The following is an 18135-nucleotide window of genomic DNA, read 5'->3' on the forward strand; positions in this document are numbered from 1 at the left end:
AACAGAGGAGCAACACGTTCAACTCTGAACTGATTGGAGGGGTCTGCGGAGTGCAGTATGAGGAAACTGAAAATCGCGGGCTCGAGGAGAGGTTATTTAGTCTTGTAATGGACCGATGTAATCGGGTAAGGGGATTGAATACCTTCGGTTTAAAAATGACCTATCTAGGTAATGGAACGGCTGGATTGAAAATGGTGGTGGGAACAGAGTTTTCCAATGCCCATGGGAGAACTCACGGGGGATTAGTAGCAGCCGCTCTTGACACGGCGATTGGAGTGGCTGTATGGACGCTTGGTTATGATGTGGTTACCTTAGAGATGAATCTGAACTATATTGCTCCCGTGGAGGTAGGCGATGTCGTTACCTGCGACGGATGGGTGATTCATAAAGGAAAGACCGTCGTAGTTGGCGAGGGAGAAATGCGCGACGGAAACGGCAAACTAATGGCTAAGAGTCGTATGACGTTTTATAGAGTGGGTGAATTGGCAGGTGAAGATTATTAGGAGGGGACCAACATATGAACGAGCTGAGAAGGGACTACGTAAAAAACCGGTGGGTATCCATATCGTCGGCTCTAGGCTGGAAACCAAAGGATTTTCCAACGATGAAAGTAAGTGCCGAGGCAGGGCAGTCAGGGTTTTGCCCGTTCTGTGAGGGGAATGAAGAAGTAACCCCTCCCGAGATTGCAGCATTTCGAAAAGAGGATTCGCAAGTAAACGGCCCTGGTTGGTTGGTTCGGACTATTCCCAACAAATTTACCGCTTTTTCCATGGAAGGCAGTTTGGAAGAAAGAAAGAGTGGGGTATTCCACAGATGCAATGGGCTTGGCAAGCACGAGGTGGTAATCGAAACACCGTTACATGGTATTGATTTCCACGATTTAGACATGGAGCACATGGAAATGACTGTGGCAATGTTCAAAATGCGTTATAACGACCTGGCTAAGGATGAACGGCTAAAGTATATTCAGATTTACAAGAATCGCGGGATGTTTGGGGGTGCTTCTCTCGGACATACCCATAGCCAGATAATAGGACTTCCCTTTGTTCCACAAGAAAACGCAGGTTTGATCCAATACTATAAAGACCATGGAGAATGCTTGATATGTACTATGTTGAAACAAGAACTGGAGGCCGAAGAGCGGATTGTCTATCAGGACGAACATTTTGTGGTTTTCTGTCCCTATGCCTCACGGTTCGCCTATGAAACGTGGATTGTCCCGAAGCGCCACACGGAGCATTTTGGCGATATCGCTGAACCGGAAGAAAAAGCTCTGGCGGTGCTGTGTAAGAGGATCAGCTTGGCTGTTGTAAGCAGTCTAAATAACGCTTCGTATAACTTTATTATCAACACGGCCCCTGTTGTGAAGTCGCCGTATGAACCTGGCTATCACTGGTATATGGAGTTCACTCCCCGCCTGTTGGTGTCACACGGTTTTGAGATAGCTACGGGGGTTTATATGAATCCCGTTCCTCCGGAAACTGCAGCCTCGACCATAAGAGAGGCCTTGAGTGAGTAAGTTTCGGTGGTAGCGGAGACTTGGCACTGGCATAATCCTACGAACTCCCTGGGGTCTGGGCTGAGCAGGCGACCGTGATTAAGTCCCACCTTTCGCATCACAAGGGTGCGGAGGGTGGGCTTTGAATTGAGGGGTTTAACGAAGCCAACGAGACAATCTGGTTACTTTATGTGAGGTGATTTAGGAATGACGGGTATCGCCATCGTCGGAGGAGGAAAAGGTGGAACTTCAATTCTTAAGGCCTTTGATTGCATTGAGGGGTTTAGCATAGTCGGAATCTGTGATATAGATACGAACGCCCCAGCTATGCAACTGGCCCGAGACCGGGGAGTTCCTACTTATTCGGAAGTGGAAACGCTTCTAAGACAGCCCGGTCTTGATGTTGTAATCGAAGCAACAGGCAGCGAAAAAGTGCAGCGATTAATATATGAGAAAAAGAGGGAGACGTGCTCGGTAATCGATGCCAAAGGGGCTGATTTCTTGATGACCTTGACGGCAGCCCACGAGAAAATGGTGAGGAAAGTTAACAGCAAGAAGGAGACCTTCGAGGGTTTAGCCTCCTTTTTGACACGAACCTACGAGGGCGGAGTGGTCTACTTTACGACAGACCTGGAACGATACGATTTCGTTGAGTCTACAGATATCAATATTTCCAAAGTGAAGGTAGGAGAAAAGTTCCTGCGAGACGGATACATAGACCGGTGTATTAATACTAAAAAGCAGGTAAAGGGGGTTATAGACGCCAAGGTTTACGGGATACCGCTTAAGATATGGGTAAACCCGATTTTCGAGGACGACGGACAAGGCCAGGTACTCGGTACCTACGGGGTTATGGTTCCCAAAGTGCACCCGGTAGCCCGAGCCTTCGATGTATTTGCGCCCATCGTTATTCAGTCTAACGTTGAGGGAGCTCAGGTTATGGTAACCGACTTGGAAAAGGTTACGCACAGCATGTCTAGTAAAAAGTTCAGCATCGAGGAGATGTCGGTCGGAAACCCGATTAGAGAAGGAGATGCCGGATGGAGAGTCGTGACCACTGGGTCCACAATTGTGGACGATATTGAAAGCAAACGATATGGGGCTTTCCGCATGATTGGGATTCCTTTATTTGATGAGGAAACTGGTGATGTGGTAGGTGCTTTTGGCATTGCCACCCCGCGAATCCTGGCTAAAAACCTGAAGGAGATGGCTACGATATTGAAAACAAATGTTGAAGAGATTGCCCTGGCGATGGAAGAGATAGCAGCCTCGGCCAGCGAGATAAACGTTAATGAAAGCAACCTCGCAGACGTAATTAAGGAAGTTCAGGGGATTTCCAGCGAAATAAACGAGATACTCAACTTTATTCGTAGCGTGGCTGACCAGACCAAAATGCTGGGTTTGAACGCGGCCATCGAAGCCGCTCGGGCCGGAGAACACGGACGCGGGTTTGGAGTGGTGGCCGAGGAGATCCGAAACCTGTCTGATCAGTCAAAGGAAACGGCTGAACTAATTCGAAAGCTAACGCGGGAAATAGGAGAAAAGGTAAGCAAGGCAGGAGAGGCTTCGGTAAACAGCGTAAAACAGAGCCAGGAACAGGCAGCAGCTACACAACAGGTTACCGCCTCCGTTATGGAAATGGCCAATATGGCCGAGAGACTAGCAGAAATGGCAAAATCACTATAGAGCAAGACGTTGGCAATGTCCAGTTATCGGGTACCGCACTATTTATTTACTTTGATTAGGACTACGTTTATGCGGATAGCCTCACGGTCCGGAGTTCTCCGGTTTTTGTACCTGGCAGAAAGATTGGTTCGAAGTCGAAGATTCCAAGAGTTTTTCGAATCTAGATTTAGATTAATAGTGGTGATGGCGCCCACCTGAGCCTTTACAGGCTCAAACGGCTAAGTAGCTAATGGCTCCTGTTAGATTTGACAGGGGCTTTCTTTATTAGGGGACGAGCCTTTTTGATGAAGTAGGAAGTTGCCAGAAGACATTTGGAGGTGAAAAACCGAGATGCAGACGGAAAAGAAACTTCTGGAAGAGGCCCGAAAAATACTGGATGAGGTGGAGTCTGCCTGTAAGGACTTCGGCTTGAGTTCTCTTAAGAAAACCGTGAAAAGTATACAAAACTTTACTGAACAGAACCAATACCTGGATGTTGCGGTTTTGGGCTCATTCAAGGCGGGCAAAAGCTCGTTCTTGAACAGTCTTATCGGGCGTCCCATACTGCCGGTGGGCAATATCCCGGTCACGTCGGTGATAACCAGGATAAGATACGGGCGCCAGGAAAAGGTCACCGTTTCTTTCCTGGACGGAACCAGCCGAGAGATTCCAATCGATGAGATTCAGGACTTCGTTTCCGAATCGGGAAACCCGGGCAACGAGAGGGATGTCTTCTCGGTCGACATCGAGGTACCAACCCTGGAGGACTTCAAGGCCATAAGGCTGGTCGACACCCCCGGGATCGGCAGCGTATGGCAGCACAACACGGAAACCACCACCGGGTGGTTCCCGGAAACGGGAGGGGTCTTGTTCCTGATCAGCGCCGAAAGGCCGATATCGGAAAGCGAACTGAACTTCTTGAAAGAGACCTATTTGTATACCCCGGAAATCGCCGTGGTGATCACTAAGGTAGACCTTTTCGGCGAAGACCAGCTGAAGGACATCGAAACGTTCACCGCCGAGGTGCTGAAAAGGAACTTCGAAGGAGTTTTTCCCATCTACAGGCACTCGGCCTACCAGAACGCTGACCGCTACAACCGGGAGTTGAAAGAGAAGGTGCTTTTCCCCCTGGCTCAGAACCGTATCCACGTCTTCTTCAAGATACTCTCGCATAAAATGTCTACGCTGGTCGAAGCCTGCATCTCTTATCTTGAGATAGCCTACGAGGCGTCGACCAAAATGGAGGCAGAAAAGCAGAAGATAAAAGAAATCATTCTAGACCAGCATCTCAACTCGCACTTCGTCCGCCGGGAGCTTACCTTGATCATCGCCAGCTACAAGGAAAAGACCAGGGAAAGCTTGAGGACCTACTTTGAGGCCTTCCGGAGCGGAATAGAACTCAAGATAATCGATGAATACAACACTGCCTTCGAAACCTTTAAAGGGAACCTTTATGAGGTAACTAGGCAGTTTGAAAAATGGCTGGCTCAAGCCCTGCACACCGAACTCAGCGAGATCCTGGCCCAGGAAGAAAAGTCGTTCGAGCTGCTGAATGCCGTCAAGAAACACCTCTCGTTCTACCTCAAGTCTTTCCGGGAGAGGCTAAGCGAGAACCTGGAACGGGTTTTGGGGGTCAAAATGCGGGCCGAAGAATGGGAGATGACGCTGGGCGAAATGAAAAAGCCCAACATCTCCATCAGCAGGTCTTTCGACTTCCACCTGGACCTGCTCTGGTTCTTCTTCCCCATGTTCATCTTCAAAAACGTTTTCCGCCGGTACTTCTTGAAACAGATACCGTATGAGGTTGAAAAGAACATCCACCGCCTCACTTCGAACCTAACCGAAAGGATCAACAAGGAGATGGATAACCTTTTGAACCAGGCACTTGCCTACATCAACGAAGAGCTGCGGATGGTCGAAAGCCTGCTGTCAGAAGGCAAAGGCGACAGTAGCTATATCAGGGAAAGGATAAACCGTCTTAAGGCAACCAATTATCGCCTTTATGACCTGTACGCGCACTTGACACTAGCTAGTGGTGAGGGGGCCAGGGAGCCTAGTGCCCGTTCAAAATAATTATCGTGACCATCTTTACCTTGATGGAGTTCTTATGTTAGGATTCAATCTGCCGACGGGATTTTGATATAGAAAACTACGAAACCGCTGCCAGCTCGCATACTCAGGCAGCGGTTCATTTTTGCAATGATGGGTTACACGAGTGAAACTTCCTAGCCTGATTATGAAGCGAAAACAGGCCGGATATCAATAATGCCCCGCTCGGTGAAGTGATATCAGAAGCTAGAGTTTGAGCCGGGGAAGCATTGGCACCGTTCTTGCATAAGCATCGAAATGAAACGACGCAATTAGACATTTTGGGACTGAGGAATCTAAAAGGAGCTCCTTTAAACCAGGCTGTGTGAGGAGGCTGAGAGCGGATCATAATAACTAGAAACAAAGAGCACGGTGAAGCAAAGGAGATACAGGAAGTTTGTGAATCCCCACTTAGTGAATGATCGTTGACAGGGCCATCGCCAAAAAGTTTCTTGAGGAGGGAATAATGTGAGCGAATTTCAGGGAGAAATTATTGCTAACGGTATTCTTCAGAGAAAGTCCGCATTATATCGCGAAAGACGTTTAACCGAATCATTTTGGTCGGGAGAAACTCATCATGTGCTGTATCATACTACCATTCCGTTCTGGCTAAGAAAGAATGCATTTGAAGTTCCGGATCGCCTGGCACTGATCGAGGGCATTCCTGATGCGAGCAAACGCAGGACCTGGACATATGCTGAACTCCTAAGGGACGCCGAGCGCATAGCCCATGCGTTGCTCAACAAGTATAAGCCCGGAGACCGAATTGCCATCATGGCGCCCAATATTGTGGAATGGGCCTTAATGCAATACGGTATTGCCATGGCGGGTATGGTTAGGGTCACGGTTAACCCGGCTTATCATGCTCGGGAAATCGAGCACATCCTGAAGACGGCTGGAGTATCAGCAATCTTTACTATGGAAGAGTATCGCGGGAACCGAATGATGGACACCATTGAATCTATACGGGAATCATTACCTTCTTTACAAGACGTGTATGATCTGCAGAAGTTGGATGAGTTCATGAACACCGGTAAACCGGTAGGACTGCCTGAGGTCAAACCGGAAGACCTGGATGTAATCATGTTTACATCAGGTACTACCGGGACCCCGAAGGGAGCCATGCTAAACCACTTTGGCATGACCAACAGCATTAGATTCATGGCTATACGTGCGGGCTTGGAAGTTGGTGGTGTGTGGGTTAACGTGATGCCCATGTTTTTTATGGGAGGAAATGGATTCGCGGCTCTGGGAACGCTGCAGCAGCAAGCCACACACGTGCTGGTTGTAGAATTTGACGTGCCTCTATTCCTGTCTCTGATGGAAGAGTATAAGGGAACGTTTTCACTGCTCGTTCCGACGATGATGGAAGCTATATTGGCCTACCCCGACCTGGGCAAATACGATCTTTCTTCTTGGAAGTATATACTTTCCGGGGCCTCCAAAGTCGAGGCAGACCTGGTGCGACGCCTTAAAAGTATCTTAAACTGCGATATTTCCATCGTCTGTGGCCAGACCGAGGCACATGGCGGTTATACCCAAACCTTCCGTGATGATTCACCCGAAGACCAGGCTGAAACCATCGGGCAACCCTATCCTATGATAGACTTCAAAATCGCAGACAAGGAAACCGGTGCAGTTGTTCGGATCGGAGAAGAGGGAGAAATCTGTATTCGCGGTTACCAGGTAATGCAGGGTTATTACAACGACCCACAGGCTACAGCAGCTGCGATTGATGAGGAAGGATGGCTACACAGCGGAGATTTGGGCGTCATGGACGAACGCGGCTTCGTCAGATTTACTGGCCGTTTAAAGGACATGCTCATTCGTGGCGGGGTAAATATCTATCCGGCGGAAATCGAGAACCTGCTGAAAGAGCACCCGAAAGTGGATAAGGTGGCTGTAATAGGTGTACCCGATGAGTATTGGGGCGAGCAAGTTGCGGCGATAATCATTCCAAAATCCTTCGACGACCTGCCAACGTTAGAGGAGCTGGACAAGTTCTGCCTGGACAATATAGCCCGTTTCAAAAGGCCGCGTTATTACGCATTCGTAAAAGAGTTTCCTATGACGGCAACCGGTAAGCTTCGCAAGTTCAAGCTTAAAGAAGACGTAGCGAGCGGTGCGATACAGCTTGAATCACTCGCGAACGCCCAAGAATAACAAATGAAGAATGTTTCATCTAGCTTGACATCATGCGATTTTCATACGTGAGAGAGGAGGAGTAAAAAATGTCACAACAAGGATGGGCATCTCCAGGACCGGCTGCGATGGCGGCTCTAGGCGTAGCAGCGATAGGATTTGGGTTTTCTTTCTTGGGTAAAGTCCCATTAGAAGGTGTCCCTTTATTAGCAGGCTGGTTAGTAGCAGCGTTCATCGTACAACTCTTGACAGCAATAGTTGAATTGAAGGAAGGGCACATGACCGGAGGCAATGTGATGTTGTTTTTCTCAGCTTTCTTCATGCTGGCAACAGGTATAGGAATGTACGTCAAGTATCTGATGATTGGGAAGGGTGTAATCCCTTATACCGTGGTAGAAGGCTACCTGTGGATGTCGGGAGCATTATTCCTGACTCTGCTTACGCCGGCTTATGCGAGAGGAAGCAGCGCCCTCATGTTTATCATGGTATGCTTGGTTGACGTTGCACTGTGGATGATAGTCGGGATGGATACGAAATGGTTCGGAAATCCTGAGATTCTGAAACCGCTTGCAGGGTATCTGTTGATTCTGGTAGGTTTGTGCGGCAATTATCTCGGAGCAGCGGCTATAGTAAACGGGGCTTTCGGCAAGGTGCTTTTACCAGTACCGGGCCCGGTGGTAAAAGGATAGATATTTACGTGATGCCGCTTCTATTATAGTAAGTAACGGTTCTTCCCGGTTGTGAGAGTCTATCCAGGGATACCAGTTATCCCTGGGTGACTCTCGATTTTTGACCAGGTGTACTTAGTGTGGTGCAACCGGCCACGCACAAAGTAAGAATTTGCTTGTTTCGCGGATATCAATTTTAACTGAAAGGTGGAATCATCGTGTTAAATAACAAACTAGCGACGCTAATGCGTAGCGGCCTACTCAGCCTTATGTTCGTATTGTTTTCGCCGGCAGTAGCGTTTGCAAGTGAAGCCAATTTGAAGATACCGCACTTGAGCCAATCGCAAAACCATCTTCTGCTGGGCGGGATTCTGGTGTGCGTTTTAGGGATGCTTTTTGGCTTGTACCAGTTTATGAAGGTCAAGCAGTATAAGGCCCATCAGTCTATGCTGGATGTGGCTAACACCATCTATGAGACCTGTAAGACCTACCTCATTCAGCAGGGTAAATTCTTGGTTATACTTTTTGCCTTTATAGGCTTTTGTATAGCCTTCTACTTTGGCTTCCTGCAGAATACACCAATTAGTGGGGTATTGCTTATACTGGGTTGGACTATAATAGGCATTCTTGGTTCCTACAGCGTGGCCTGGTATGGCATTCGTATGAACACACTGGCTAACAGCAGGACAGCTTTTGCCGCACTGGAGAGAAAGCCGCTTAAGGTCTTGAACATTGCTCTCGACGCAGGAATGAGTATCGGGGTGCTTCTGGTCTGCGTCGAGCTGATTATGATGTTGATTATCCTGCTGTTCGTCCCTCGGGAATTGGCAGGGGCCAGCTTTATCGGCTTTGCAGTGGGTGAGTCCCTAGGGGCCAGTGCCCTGAGAATTGCTGGCGGGATTTTCACCAAGATTGCCGACATCGGTTCTGACTTGATGAAGATTGTGTTTGGGATTAAAGAAGACGACCCCCGTAATCCAGGGGTAATTGCCGACTGTACCGGGGATAATGCAGGTGACAGTGTAGGACCTACCGCGGATGGATTCGAGACTTATGGGGTCACAGGCGTAGCGCTGGTCACATTCATCGTCCTGGCGGTGGCACCCGCACTACAGACTACCCTTCTTACCTGGATATTTGTAATGCGTGTTTTGATGGTTATTACCTCAGTGGCTTCGTTCTACCTTAACAGAGCTATGAGCCAGGCGAAATACGCCAACAAAGATGAGATCGACTTTGAACAACCGCTGACCAGTCTGGTATGGATTACCTCAATCTTGTCTATCGTTGGTACGTTTGCTGCCAGCTATTACATTTTGGGACCGGGGTCAGGAGCGGCTCCTGAGCTACAGCGACTGTGGGCGGTGTTGGCCGTTATCATCAGCTGTGGTACCCTGGGGGCAGCTCTCATACCTGAATTTACCAAAATTTTTACCAGTCCCAAGTCAAAGCACGTAGCAGAGGTCGTAAAAGCTTCCAGGGAAGGAGGCCCGTCATTGAATATCCTTTCGGGCCTGGTTGCTGGCAATTTCAGCGCGTTTTGGATCGGCATGGTGTTCTTAGTGCTTATGTACATTGCCTACTATGCAAGCGGTCAGGGGTTAAACGAGATTATGATCTATCCCTCCATATTCGCTTTTGGTCTGGTGGCCTTTGGAATGCTGGGCATGGGTCCGGTCACCATTGCGGTTGATAGTTATGGCCCCGTTACCGATAACGCGCAGTCTATCTACGAGCTTTCTCTGATTGAAGCTATTCCCGACGTGGAGAAAGAAATTGAAAGAGATTTCGGTTTCGCTCCGGATTTCGACAAGGCAAAATACTACCTCGAAGCTAACGATGGCGCGGGCAATACCTTTAAGGCAACCGCCAAGCCAGTGCTAATAGGTACGGCTGTGGTCGGTGCCACGACCATGATATTCTCCTTAATTTTGGTTATTCAGAGCGTACTAGGCGTAAAGCCGGAAAGCATTCTTACCATACTGAATCCTTACTGTATCTTAGGGTTCATATGCGGAGGAGCTGTGATCTACTGGTTTACTGGTGCGTCAACGCAGGCAGTCACTACTGGCGCTTACAGGGCGGTCGCATACATTAAGAGAAACATCAGTCTTGATGAAAACGCTAGCCAAAAAGCGGCCACAGAAAAGTCTAAAGAAGTGGTAAGAATATGTACCCAGTATGCTCAATCCGGGATGTTCAACATCTTTATAGCCATATTCTCCTTTGCCCTGGCATTTGCATGTCTGTCAGCGCCGAAGAACTATGAAGCACCGGTAGCGCTGTTCGTGTCCTACTTGATTTCAATCGCAGTATTCGGTTTATTCCAGGCAGTTTTCATGGCTAATGCCGGTGGGTGTTGGGACAACGCGAAAAAGGTTGTAGAAGTCGACCTGCAGGAAAAGGGAACTGAGTTGCATGACGCTACCGTAGTCGGCGATACCGTAGGCGACCCTTTCAAGGATACTTCGGCAGTAGCACTGAACCCGATTATCAAGTTTACGACTTTATTCGGTTTATTGGCCATGGAAATAGCCATATCCGAGTCCTTTAGAGGGGTAGCGCCCGTAGCTGGCGGTGTGTTCTTGATCATAGCTCTAATCTTCGTATGGCGTTCATTCTATGGGATGAGGATACCCACAGAAGGTTAAGGTTCGATTTCTTATAACCGCCAAATAAAAACGAGAAAGCCCGCAGGTATACTGCGGGCTTTCTCCGTTTGGGGGGGAGGGACACCAAAGGGATAAAGGGATGTGTTATAAGAAAATAAAGGTATTTTCTATCTAAATGTTCTCCCTCAAAAAGCGCAAGGCCGTTTTCAAGGAGATATTTTCCAATTCCAGTCCTTCGACTTTTGCTTCTAACTGGCGCACTCGCTTGCGATAGTTTTCAACGGTTACACTTCCATAACGAAAGTAATCTCTGGCTCCTTTCACCAGCTGAGCTTTCCACTCGCGGAGTTCCGGTTCTGACAATCCATACTGACGACAGTACTCAGACACTGGTTTTCCGGACTTAATAAAATCGATCACTATTTTTACCTTATCTTCGGCAGTGTAATTGTATCCGCTGGTTTTCATGGTTTGATTCCTCACTCGGGGTTCTTATCCAGGTCATACTGTACAAATTCAGACCAATTACCTCTTATAGATGGGCTATAAGCAAAAATCATGCCAACATCCTCTCGGATCTTCCATTGACCTAGTCTTTGGTACTTACACTACTGGTGCCCAAATGGTTGGGGATACAATGCCCCCGTTAGAGGGCTCCCCAACCTGGCTTCTTCAGGCTGACTGTGTATCAACCTTTCAGTCTATAGAGGTATTACCTAGAGAACTTCGATAATGGTTGCCATGGCAGGGCCTCCACCCGCGCAGAGGGCTGCACACCCGTATCTCAGGTTCCGGCGTTTCATCTCGTTTATAAGGGTAATTACTAAACGAAGTCCGGTACACCCTACGGGATGCCCCAGGGAGATCCCAGACCCGTTTACGTTAATCTTTTCCGTATCGAGCTTCAATTCACGGTTGCACGCAAGGAACTGGGCAGCAAACGCCTCATTGATCTCCCAAAGCTGAACATCATCTAAGCTCATTCCTGCAAATTTGAGGGCCCGTTTGACCGCCGGGACCACGCCGATGCCCATAATGCGCGGTTCAACAGCCGCCGAAGCCGTGGCCACTATGCGGGCGAGCGGTTTGATTCCTAATTCCACTGCCTTGTCGTGAGCCATAACCACGGCTGCACACGCCGCATCATTAATTGACGACGCGTTTCCGGCAGTGACGGTTCCGTCCTTCTTAAAAGCAGGCTTGAGTTTAGCCAAGCTTTCTAGCGTGGTGTCCGGATTAGGATGTTCGTCGGTGTCAAACAGGAAAGTCTCTTTCTTAGTCTTTACTTCGACGGGCACTATTTCGTCTTTAAACTTGCCCTCCTTGATAGCCTGGCAGGCACGCTGGTGGCTTATGAAGGCCCACTCGTCCTGTTCTTCTCGGCTGATATTGTACATTTCTGCCAGGTTCTCAGCGGTAATTCCTTGATGACCGTTTCCGAACGCGTCTATCAACGCATCGTAGAGCATGCCGTCAACAAGCTCTCCATTTCCCATGCGGTAACCAGTGCGAGCTTTGAGCAAGAGATAAGGGACATTACTCATGCTTTCTATGCCTACGGCAGCACCCGCGTCGATCTTGCCTAGCATGATTTCCTGGCTAATAATTTCGAGGGCCCGCATGGCCGAAGGGCATTGCTGATTGACAGTAACCGAAACCGTTTCCACCGGGCAGCCAGCGCCGATGGTGATTTGCCTTGCTGGATTTCCCTTACAACCGGCCTGGTATACATGCCCGGCGGCGACTTCTTCTACGGTATCCGGGCTAATGCCAGCACTATTAATGGCAGCTTTGAGCGCAATTGTTCCTAGATCAACTGCAGAAAAATCTTTAAGCGCTCCTAAAAAATTGCCGATTGCGGTCCTCTTCCCACTTACTATTACGACATCGCGCATTTCGAAACTACTCCTTTCGTCTCTAAAAATGATCGGTTTAATCTGATACGCTTAACTTCCGATTCCACCCCCAGTTCTACTTAGCTTGTTCTCAAGGTATGCAATGCAAATAACATGCCAAGAGCCGCAACGCGCCCATCAAACATTTGTGGGCTATGCGTGCTGACGGATTTATAAAGAAGTGGTGAACTGTTTCACGATTGAAACTGCTCCCAAAACAGTGAAACCATGCAATTTCACGAATGAACCTAAAATAACAAACAAGCAAACTCAGCGCGGAGATGACTTACCGTGCTAGGGGCGCGGCATGCTGCAGAATTCTATGACCATTCGCACGGCTTCGCCTACCTCCTGCTTACAAGAGCTGTGTTGATTCCTGGCTATCCAGACCTTTTGCTTGTTACACCTTTGGCACAGAAATTGCACGACACTGTGACAACGGGGTCTGAAAGGTCTATTAAATTGAACTCCGGACCTGAACGGATATTTCCCCACGGCGCCATGTTTTTGCACATCTGTTGAGAACGAATAAATCGATCGCCTAGGGAAAGCGAAGGTGTCGGGGCTCAAGCAAAACCCGGTAAGGGTCAGTAACTAATCGCCGGTAGACTTGTAGGACAGGGCAGATAAGAGAGGAGGGATGCTATATTGGCCTTTGTTCAAGTGGGGGGTCGTTGCAGAGCAGATTTGATAACTGCACCTCCATGAGAACACTTAGCCAACCTAATGAGGAAAGGGATTGAGACCAACAAGTGGAAAGGCAGGTTGTTTGGAGACATGTCGTATAATTACGCGTACAAGACAAGAGAGCACAAATTCATATTGAAAGAATGGCTCCCGCTTAGCCAGATATTCGCTTATGACAGGTTTAAAGACTACTACACTGTGGATGACGTAGACCCGATATTGGACCAGATATACAAGATTGCGAAAGAAGTAGTCGCTCCAGCTGCTAACGATGGGGTCAACAATCCTGTCTATTTAAAAGACGGAGAGGTGTTTGTCCCTGAGTCTTTCAAGGGGCTATTCAAGTACGTTCAGGAAAACGGGTGGGGTACAAGCAACCTCGATCAACACGGAGAGGGTGCACTCCCGCTAACGCTTCTGAACGTTGTAAACGAGCTACTGATAGCCGCTAACCCTTCGTTGATGAGCTACGTTGTTTTAACAACCGGAGCAGCGGGACTTATCGAATCCTTCGGCGATGAACGCTTGAAGAACATGTTTCTCCCTAAAATGTTCGACGGGTCATGGTCAGGCACCATGTGTTTAACTGAGCCTAGTGCCGGTTCTGATGTGGGCGATATACTTTCAAAGGCTTATCCCACAGATAATCCGCGTATTTACAAGATTAGGGGCAACAAAATATTCATCACCGGTGGTGACGGAAATCACGTAGAAAACGTTGTCCATCTTTTTTTGGCCCGCATCGATGGGGCTGCGTCCGGCACTAAGGGTTTGTCCCTATTCGTAGTTCCTAAATACTGGGTCAACGAGGATGGCAGTCTGGAGCCGAATGACGTCAAGGCTGTCGGAGTTGAGCACAAAATGGGTCTAGAGGGGTCTTCTACAGTAGCACTTGCGTTTGGCGAGAATGACGGCTGCCGTGGCTGGCTGTTAGGGTCGTATAACGCGGAGACGGGTGAGGGACAGGGTATAGCTCAAATGTTTCAAATGATGAACGAAGAGCGGCTTACTACCGGAATTTTTGCCCTAGCCTTGGCGGCAAACGCGTATTGGAACGCGGCGGAATACTGCAAAGAACGTATTCAAGGACGCAACCAGCAAGGAGAAAGAACTGCCATCATCAATCACGAAGACGTAAGGCGGATGCTACTTTTGAACAAGGCTACGTCTGAAGCATGCCGCGCTATTATTATGAAAACCTCCTACTACATGGATGTAGCTAAACATGATATGGACAACGGTCGCAGAAAGGCTGCAGCGGCAATGGTTGACTGCCTTATTCCTTTGGCCAAGGCGTACCCGTCAGACGAAGCTTGGACTCTTATTGCCGAGTCTATTCAAGCACACGGGGGATACGGATATTGCGAAGAGTACCCAGTGGCGCAGGCAGCTCGCGATTGTAAAGTCCTTTCTATTTGGGAAGGAACTAACTTTATTCAGGGAATGGATCTCGTAGGGCGGAAGTGGAACCTCGGAAAAGGTTCTGTTTTCAATGCATTTCTAAAGAGTATAGAAGATTTCATCGAGGCCAACAAAACCGAGGAGACATTGAAAAAGGAGCTAGCTAATCTGGCAAGGGCATTGGATTCCTACAAAGACCTCATGAACGTGATGAGAGGCTATCTCAGCACAGGAAAGCCTGGTATGATGCCCACGTTTGCCCGGCGGATTCTAACTGCGACAGCCCAGCTCTATGGCGGGATGTGTCTCTTGGAGCAGGCCTTAATAGCGCAGCGAAGGATAGGAGAAATAGGGACCGATCACTACGATTACCAGTTCTACAACGCCAAGATTCTGTCAGCGAGGTACTATTTAAGGAATGTGGTTCCGAATGTATGGAGCCTGACGGAGATATTACGCGATGGCGATACTTCTGTTCTGGACTCGAGTCCTGAGAGTTTTGACTATTAACATCAGATAGTACTAAGTTGGTAAAGGAAATAATTAGCTAAAATAAAGGAGGAAGAAGTAATGGCAATCGAAACAGTTGCGGTAATCGGAGCTGGAACCATGGGGGCTGGAATAGCCCAAGTGGCTCTAACGGGCGGCTACAATGTTATTTTGACCGATGTATCGAAGGACTACGTGGACAAGGGAACAGAACTCATTGCAAAGAACTTGAAACGGATGGAAGAAAAAGGACAGATTAAGGAATCAGCTGCCACGGTGATGGCAAGGCTGAAACCGTCCTTAGGCCTTGAAGACTTGGCACAGGCTGACATCGTCTTTGAAGCGATAATTGAAAACATGGACATCAAGAAGCAGCTTTTCCGTGATCTGGACGGAATTTGTCAGTCAAATACTATCTTCTGCACCAATACTTCTGGGCTCAGCATCACCGAAATGGCATCGGCGACCCGTCGGCCATCCCAGGTTATCGGGACTCACTTTTTTAACCCGGTTCCAGTGATGCGCCTGGTGGAACTTATCAAGGGGTTTGAAACCTCGGATGAAACGTATAACATCGCGAAAGAGGTCTGCGAGAAATTTGGTAAAACGTGTATCACCGTTCAGGAAGCACCGTTATTTGCGGTTAACCGAATCCTGGTGCCGATGATCGCCGAGGCTGTCAGAGTGCTTGAGGAAGGAATCGCGACCGCGGAGGATATCGATCAAGGCATGAAGCTGGGTGCCAATCATCCCATCGGCCCGCTGGCATTGGCTGATATGATAGGGCTGGACGTGTTACTGATGGTTATGAACACCCTTTACAATGAAACCCAGGATTCAAAATATCGGGTACCTGGACTGTTGAAAAAACTGGTACGCGCTGGCCATTATGGCAGAAAGACCGGACGCGGATTCTTCCAGTATAAGTAGATCCTATTGAGACATTATCGATAGAGACAGCTGGGGAGGGAGACATCTCTCCTCAGCTTTTAAGAATTTTTTTGGGCAGGCAGCTGAAAAATCATCCATGAGGGTCAAGTAGCCAGGTGGCTAGGCAGTATTGCTGCGCTGTGGCGGCGCGAACCGTCTAAAGGATCAGGAGGTCAAAATGATTGAAGAACTCCAAAAGGGACTATATAGGGTAGAAATCCCGCTTCCGGGTAACCCTCTAAAATCTGTGAATGGGTATTTTATTCGCGGTACGGATAGAAACCTTTTAATCGACACCGGGTTTAACCATAACGCTTGTCAGGTAGCAGTGCAACGCGCGATGGAGGAGCTTGGCTTTTCTATGGACGATACTGACATATTTGTCACGCATGTGCACGCTGACCATAGTGGTTTAACAGGGTTTCTAGTAAGGCCCGAAACCGTGGTCTACACGGGGGAATACACTGCTTGGCTGTACCAAACCAGGGACTTTACCACTTACTTCGACAATATAACGCAACAGAGTGGATTACTGGAATGGGTGACGGATGACACTTTGGATAACCTAGGCTATACCTACATGAGCCAGCCATTTAACAACGTGTGTGTAGTTCACGACGGCACTCACATCAAGGTAGGGGAGTATGACTTGCGTTGTGTGGTGACGTCTGGGCATGCTCCTGACCATGTTTGCCTGTACGGGGAGGGAAAGGGATTACTCTTCAGCGGGGACCATATTCTCGGTACCATTACTCCCAACAACACGATATGGGAAGCGCCTTGGACAACGCAGAGAGACTACCTTGGCGAGTACCTTGAAAGCCTGGAGAAGGTTGATGCCCTGGACGTCAAACTGGTTTTCCCAGGACACGGCGCAGCGTTAACCGACTGTCATAAAAGGATTCAAGAATTGATGCTCCATCATCGGGTTCGCTTGAAGGAAATATTGGGAATACTTGCAGATCGCTTCATGACTGCAACGGAGGTAGCCAGCAAGATGACGTGGGATATGGAATACGAGACATGGGAAGAAGTTCCTATCACGCAAAAGGTATTTGCAGTCGGTGAAGCCTTGTCTCATCTGACCCACTTGGTCTTCAGGGGCGTCATAAGCAAGTGCCTGCAAGATGGAGTTATATATTACGGCAAGCTATAGTGAGCGAATCGACATACAAAGCAGTGATTTCCGTAAATTCGGCCAAAGGATATAAGGGATACAGTCTTGTTCGAAACCGAAATACTCAGTTATTCGTAGGAATCCGGGTTAGAGTATGATTTTGAAAGGGTGGTATGACGATGACGGTGGAAGGCAGAGTAGCGTTGGTTACCGGAGGAGGAAGTGGCATCGGACAAGCAATTGCCATGAGTTTGGCCAAAAACGGCGCGAAAGTGGCGGTTGTGGATATTAGCAAAAAAAGCGCCGATAGCGTTGCTGATACAATTAGGCAGCTAGGAAGAGAGGCGATTTCCTTAGAATGTGATGTGGCATCAAAGGAGAATTGCCAGAACGTAGTTCAGGCTACGGTGGAAAAGTGGGGTAAATTAGATATTTTGGTTAATTGTGCTGGAATTCTATTTGACGCTCCGCTTAAGAAGTTATCTGAAGAGGATTGGGACAGGGTTCACCGGGTGAATCTCAAAGGGACCTTATTTTGCATTCAGGCAGCCTTAGGCCCCATGTCTCAACAGAGATATGGAAGAATTGTCAACATCGGCTCGGCTGCTTATCTCGGAAATGCCTATCAGGCTGCTTACTCTACCGCAAAGGCTGGGGTGGCGAGCTTGACCAAGGTAGCTGCTTTGGAGTTGGCTAGAAACGGCATCACCGTAAATTGCGTCGCACCTGGCTTGGTGGAAACGCCTATGACCCAGGGCATGCCCAAGGAGGCAAAAGAAAAACTGGCAAAATCTATCCCGGGCGGCCGTTTGGGATTGCCCGAAGACATAGCTCACATCGTGCTGGCACTAGCGGCGGACGAAGCCGGCTATACTACTGGGCAGATAATCATCGTTGATGGCGGTTTAACCACCGCGTTGAGGGCTTAGCCTGTACAGGATTT

13 protein-coding genes and 1 riboswitch are annotated in these 18135 nt (G+C 48.5%); of the genes, 11 read left to right on the forward strand and 2 right to left on the reverse strand.

The window, feature by feature from the left end; translation table 11 throughout:
* Positions 1 to 50: 50 nt before the first annotated feature.
* The 7 genes from SLIP_RS02285 to SLIP_RS02315 all read left to right on the forward strand — a co-directional run bounded on the left by SLIP_RS02285 (position 51) and on the right by SLIP_RS02315 (position 10712).
* Positions 51 to 503: a PaaI family thioesterase gene (locus SLIP_RS02285; protein WP_013174657.1), complete on the forward strand. Its 453-nt coding sequence runs from the start codon at positions 51 to 53 to the stop codon at positions 501 to 503.
* Between the two features lie 14 nt (positions 504 to 517).
* On the forward strand, positions 518 to 1519 hold the full coding sequence (locus SLIP_RS02290; protein ID WP_013174658.1) for a galactose-1-phosphate uridylyltransferase: 1002 nt from the start codon (positions 518 to 520) through the stop codon (positions 1517 to 1519).
* Between the two features lie 186 nt (positions 1520 to 1705).
* Complete coding sequence (locus tag SLIP_RS02295; RefSeq protein WP_013174659.1) at positions 1706 to 3184, forward strand: methyl-accepting chemotaxis protein; 1479 nt, start codon at positions 1706 to 1708, stop codon at positions 3182 to 3184.
* A gap of 170 nt (positions 3185 to 3354) precedes the next feature.
* Positions 3355 to 3430: riboswitch (Fluoride riboswitch) on the forward strand.
* An 84-nt stretch (positions 3431 to 3514) separates the two neighbouring features.
* On the forward strand, positions 3515 to 5236 hold the full coding sequence (locus SLIP_RS02300; RefSeq protein WP_013174660.1) for a dynamin family protein: 1722 nt from the start codon (positions 3515 to 3517) through the stop codon (positions 5234 to 5236).
* A gap of 483 nt (positions 5237 to 5719) precedes the next feature.
* Complete coding sequence (locus tag SLIP_RS02305) at positions 5720 to 7414, forward strand: class I adenylate-forming enzyme family protein (RefSeq protein ID WP_013174661.1); 1695 nt, start codon at positions 5720 to 5722, stop codon at positions 7412 to 7414.
* Positions 7415 to 7482: 68 nt separating this feature from the next.
* Positions 7483 to 8082, forward strand: coding sequence for an acetate uptake transporter family protein (locus SLIP_RS02310; RefSeq protein WP_013174662.1), 600 nt, complete (start codon positions 7483 to 7485; stop codon positions 8080 to 8082).
* A 224-nt stretch (positions 8083 to 8306) separates the two neighbouring features.
* The gene (locus SLIP_RS02315; RefSeq protein ID WP_041433315.1) at positions 8307 to 10712 is read left to right on the forward strand and encodes a sodium-translocating pyrophosphatase; all 2406 of its coding nucleotides are present in this window, start codon (positions 8307 to 8309) and stop codon (positions 10710 to 10712) included.
* Between the two features lie 132 nt (positions 10713 to 10844).
* On the opposite strand, the gene SLIP_RS02320 is transcribed toward SLIP_RS02315, so the two are convergent.
* On the reverse strand, positions 10845 to 11141 hold the full coding sequence (locus SLIP_RS02320) for a transposase (protein WP_013174664.1): 297 nt from the start codon (positions 11139 to 11141) through the stop codon (positions 10845 to 10847).
* A 248-nt stretch (positions 11142 to 11389) separates the two neighbouring features.
* On the reverse strand, positions 11390 to 12568 hold the full coding sequence (locus SLIP_RS02325; RefSeq protein WP_013174665.1) for a thiolase family protein: 1179 nt from the start codon (positions 12566 to 12568) through the stop codon (positions 11390 to 11392).
* A 777-nt stretch (positions 12569 to 13345) separates the two neighbouring features.
* On the opposite strand from SLIP_RS02325, the gene SLIP_RS02330 reads away from it, so the two are divergent.
* The 4 genes from SLIP_RS02330 to SLIP_RS02345 all read left to right on the forward strand — a co-directional run bounded on the left by SLIP_RS02330 (position 13346) and on the right by SLIP_RS02345 (position 18121).
* Positions 13346 to 15166, forward strand: coding sequence for an acyl-CoA dehydrogenase family protein (locus tag SLIP_RS02330; RefSeq protein ID WP_013174667.1), 1821 nt, complete (start codon positions 13346 to 13348; stop codon positions 15164 to 15166).
* A gap of 66 nt (positions 15167 to 15232) precedes the next feature.
* Complete coding sequence (locus tag SLIP_RS02335) at positions 15233 to 16075, forward strand: 3-hydroxyacyl-CoA dehydrogenase family protein (protein WP_041433318.1); 843 nt, start codon at positions 15233 to 15235, stop codon at positions 16073 to 16075.
* 178 nt (positions 16076 to 16253) lie between these two features.
* Complete coding sequence (locus SLIP_RS02340; RefSeq protein ID WP_013174669.1) at positions 16254 to 17231, forward strand: MBL fold metallo-hydrolase; 978 nt, start codon at positions 16254 to 16256, stop codon at positions 17229 to 17231.
* Positions 17232 to 17371: 140 nt separating this feature from the next.
* Positions 17372 to 18121: an SDR family NAD(P)-dependent oxidoreductase gene (locus SLIP_RS02345; RefSeq protein ID WP_013174670.1), complete on the forward strand. Its 750-nt coding sequence runs from the start codon at positions 17372 to 17374 to the stop codon at positions 18119 to 18121.
* The last annotated feature ends 14 nt before the right edge of the window (positions 18122 to 18135 follow it).

The organism is Syntrophothermus lipocalidus DSM 12680 (genome assembly GCF_000092405.1).
GTDB classification, from domain to species: Bacteria; Bacillota; Syntrophomonadia; order Syntrophomonadales; family Syntrophothermaceae; genus Syntrophothermus; species Syntrophothermus lipocalidus.

Bases quoted from the DNA above. Each gene is read 5' to 3' on its own strand.
- SLIP_RS02290 (WP_013174658.1), top strand. From the start codon at position 518: ATGAACGAGCTGAGAAGGGACTACGTAAAAAACCGGTGGGTATCCATA.
- SLIP_RS02295 (WP_013174659.1), top strand. From the start codon at position 1,706: ATGACGGGTATCGCCATCGTCGGAGGAGGAAAAGGTGGAACTTCAATT.
- SLIP_RS02300 (WP_013174660.1), top strand. From the start codon at position 3,515: ATGCAGACGGAAAAGAAACTTCTGGAAGAGGCCCGAAAAATACTGGAT.
- SLIP_RS02310 (WP_013174662.1), top strand. From the start codon at position 7,483: ATGTCACAACAAGGATGGGCATCTCCAGGACCGGCTGCGATGGCGGCT.
- SLIP_RS02315 (WP_041433315.1), top strand. From the start codon at position 8,307: ATGCGTAGCGGCCTACTCAGCCTTATGTTCGTATTGTTTTCGCCGGCA.
- SLIP_RS02320 (WP_013174664.1), bottom strand. From the start codon at position 11,141: ATGAAAACCAGCGGATACAATTACACTGCCGAAGATAAGGTAAAAATA.
- SLIP_RS02325 (WP_013174665.1), bottom strand. From the start codon at position 12,568: ATGCGCGATGTCGTAATAGTAAGTGGGAAGAGGACCGCAATCGGCAAT.
- SLIP_RS02330 (WP_013174667.1), top strand. From the start codon at position 13,346: ATGTCGTATAATTACGCGTACAAGACAAGAGAGCACAAATTCATATTG.
- SLIP_RS02340 (WP_013174669.1), top strand. From the start codon at position 16,254: ATGATTGAAGAACTCCAAAAGGGACTATATAGGGTAGAAATCCCGCTT.
- SLIP_RS02345 (WP_013174670.1), top strand. From the start codon at position 17,372: ATGACGGTGGAAGGCAGAGTAGCGTTGGTTACCGGAGGAGGAAGTGGC.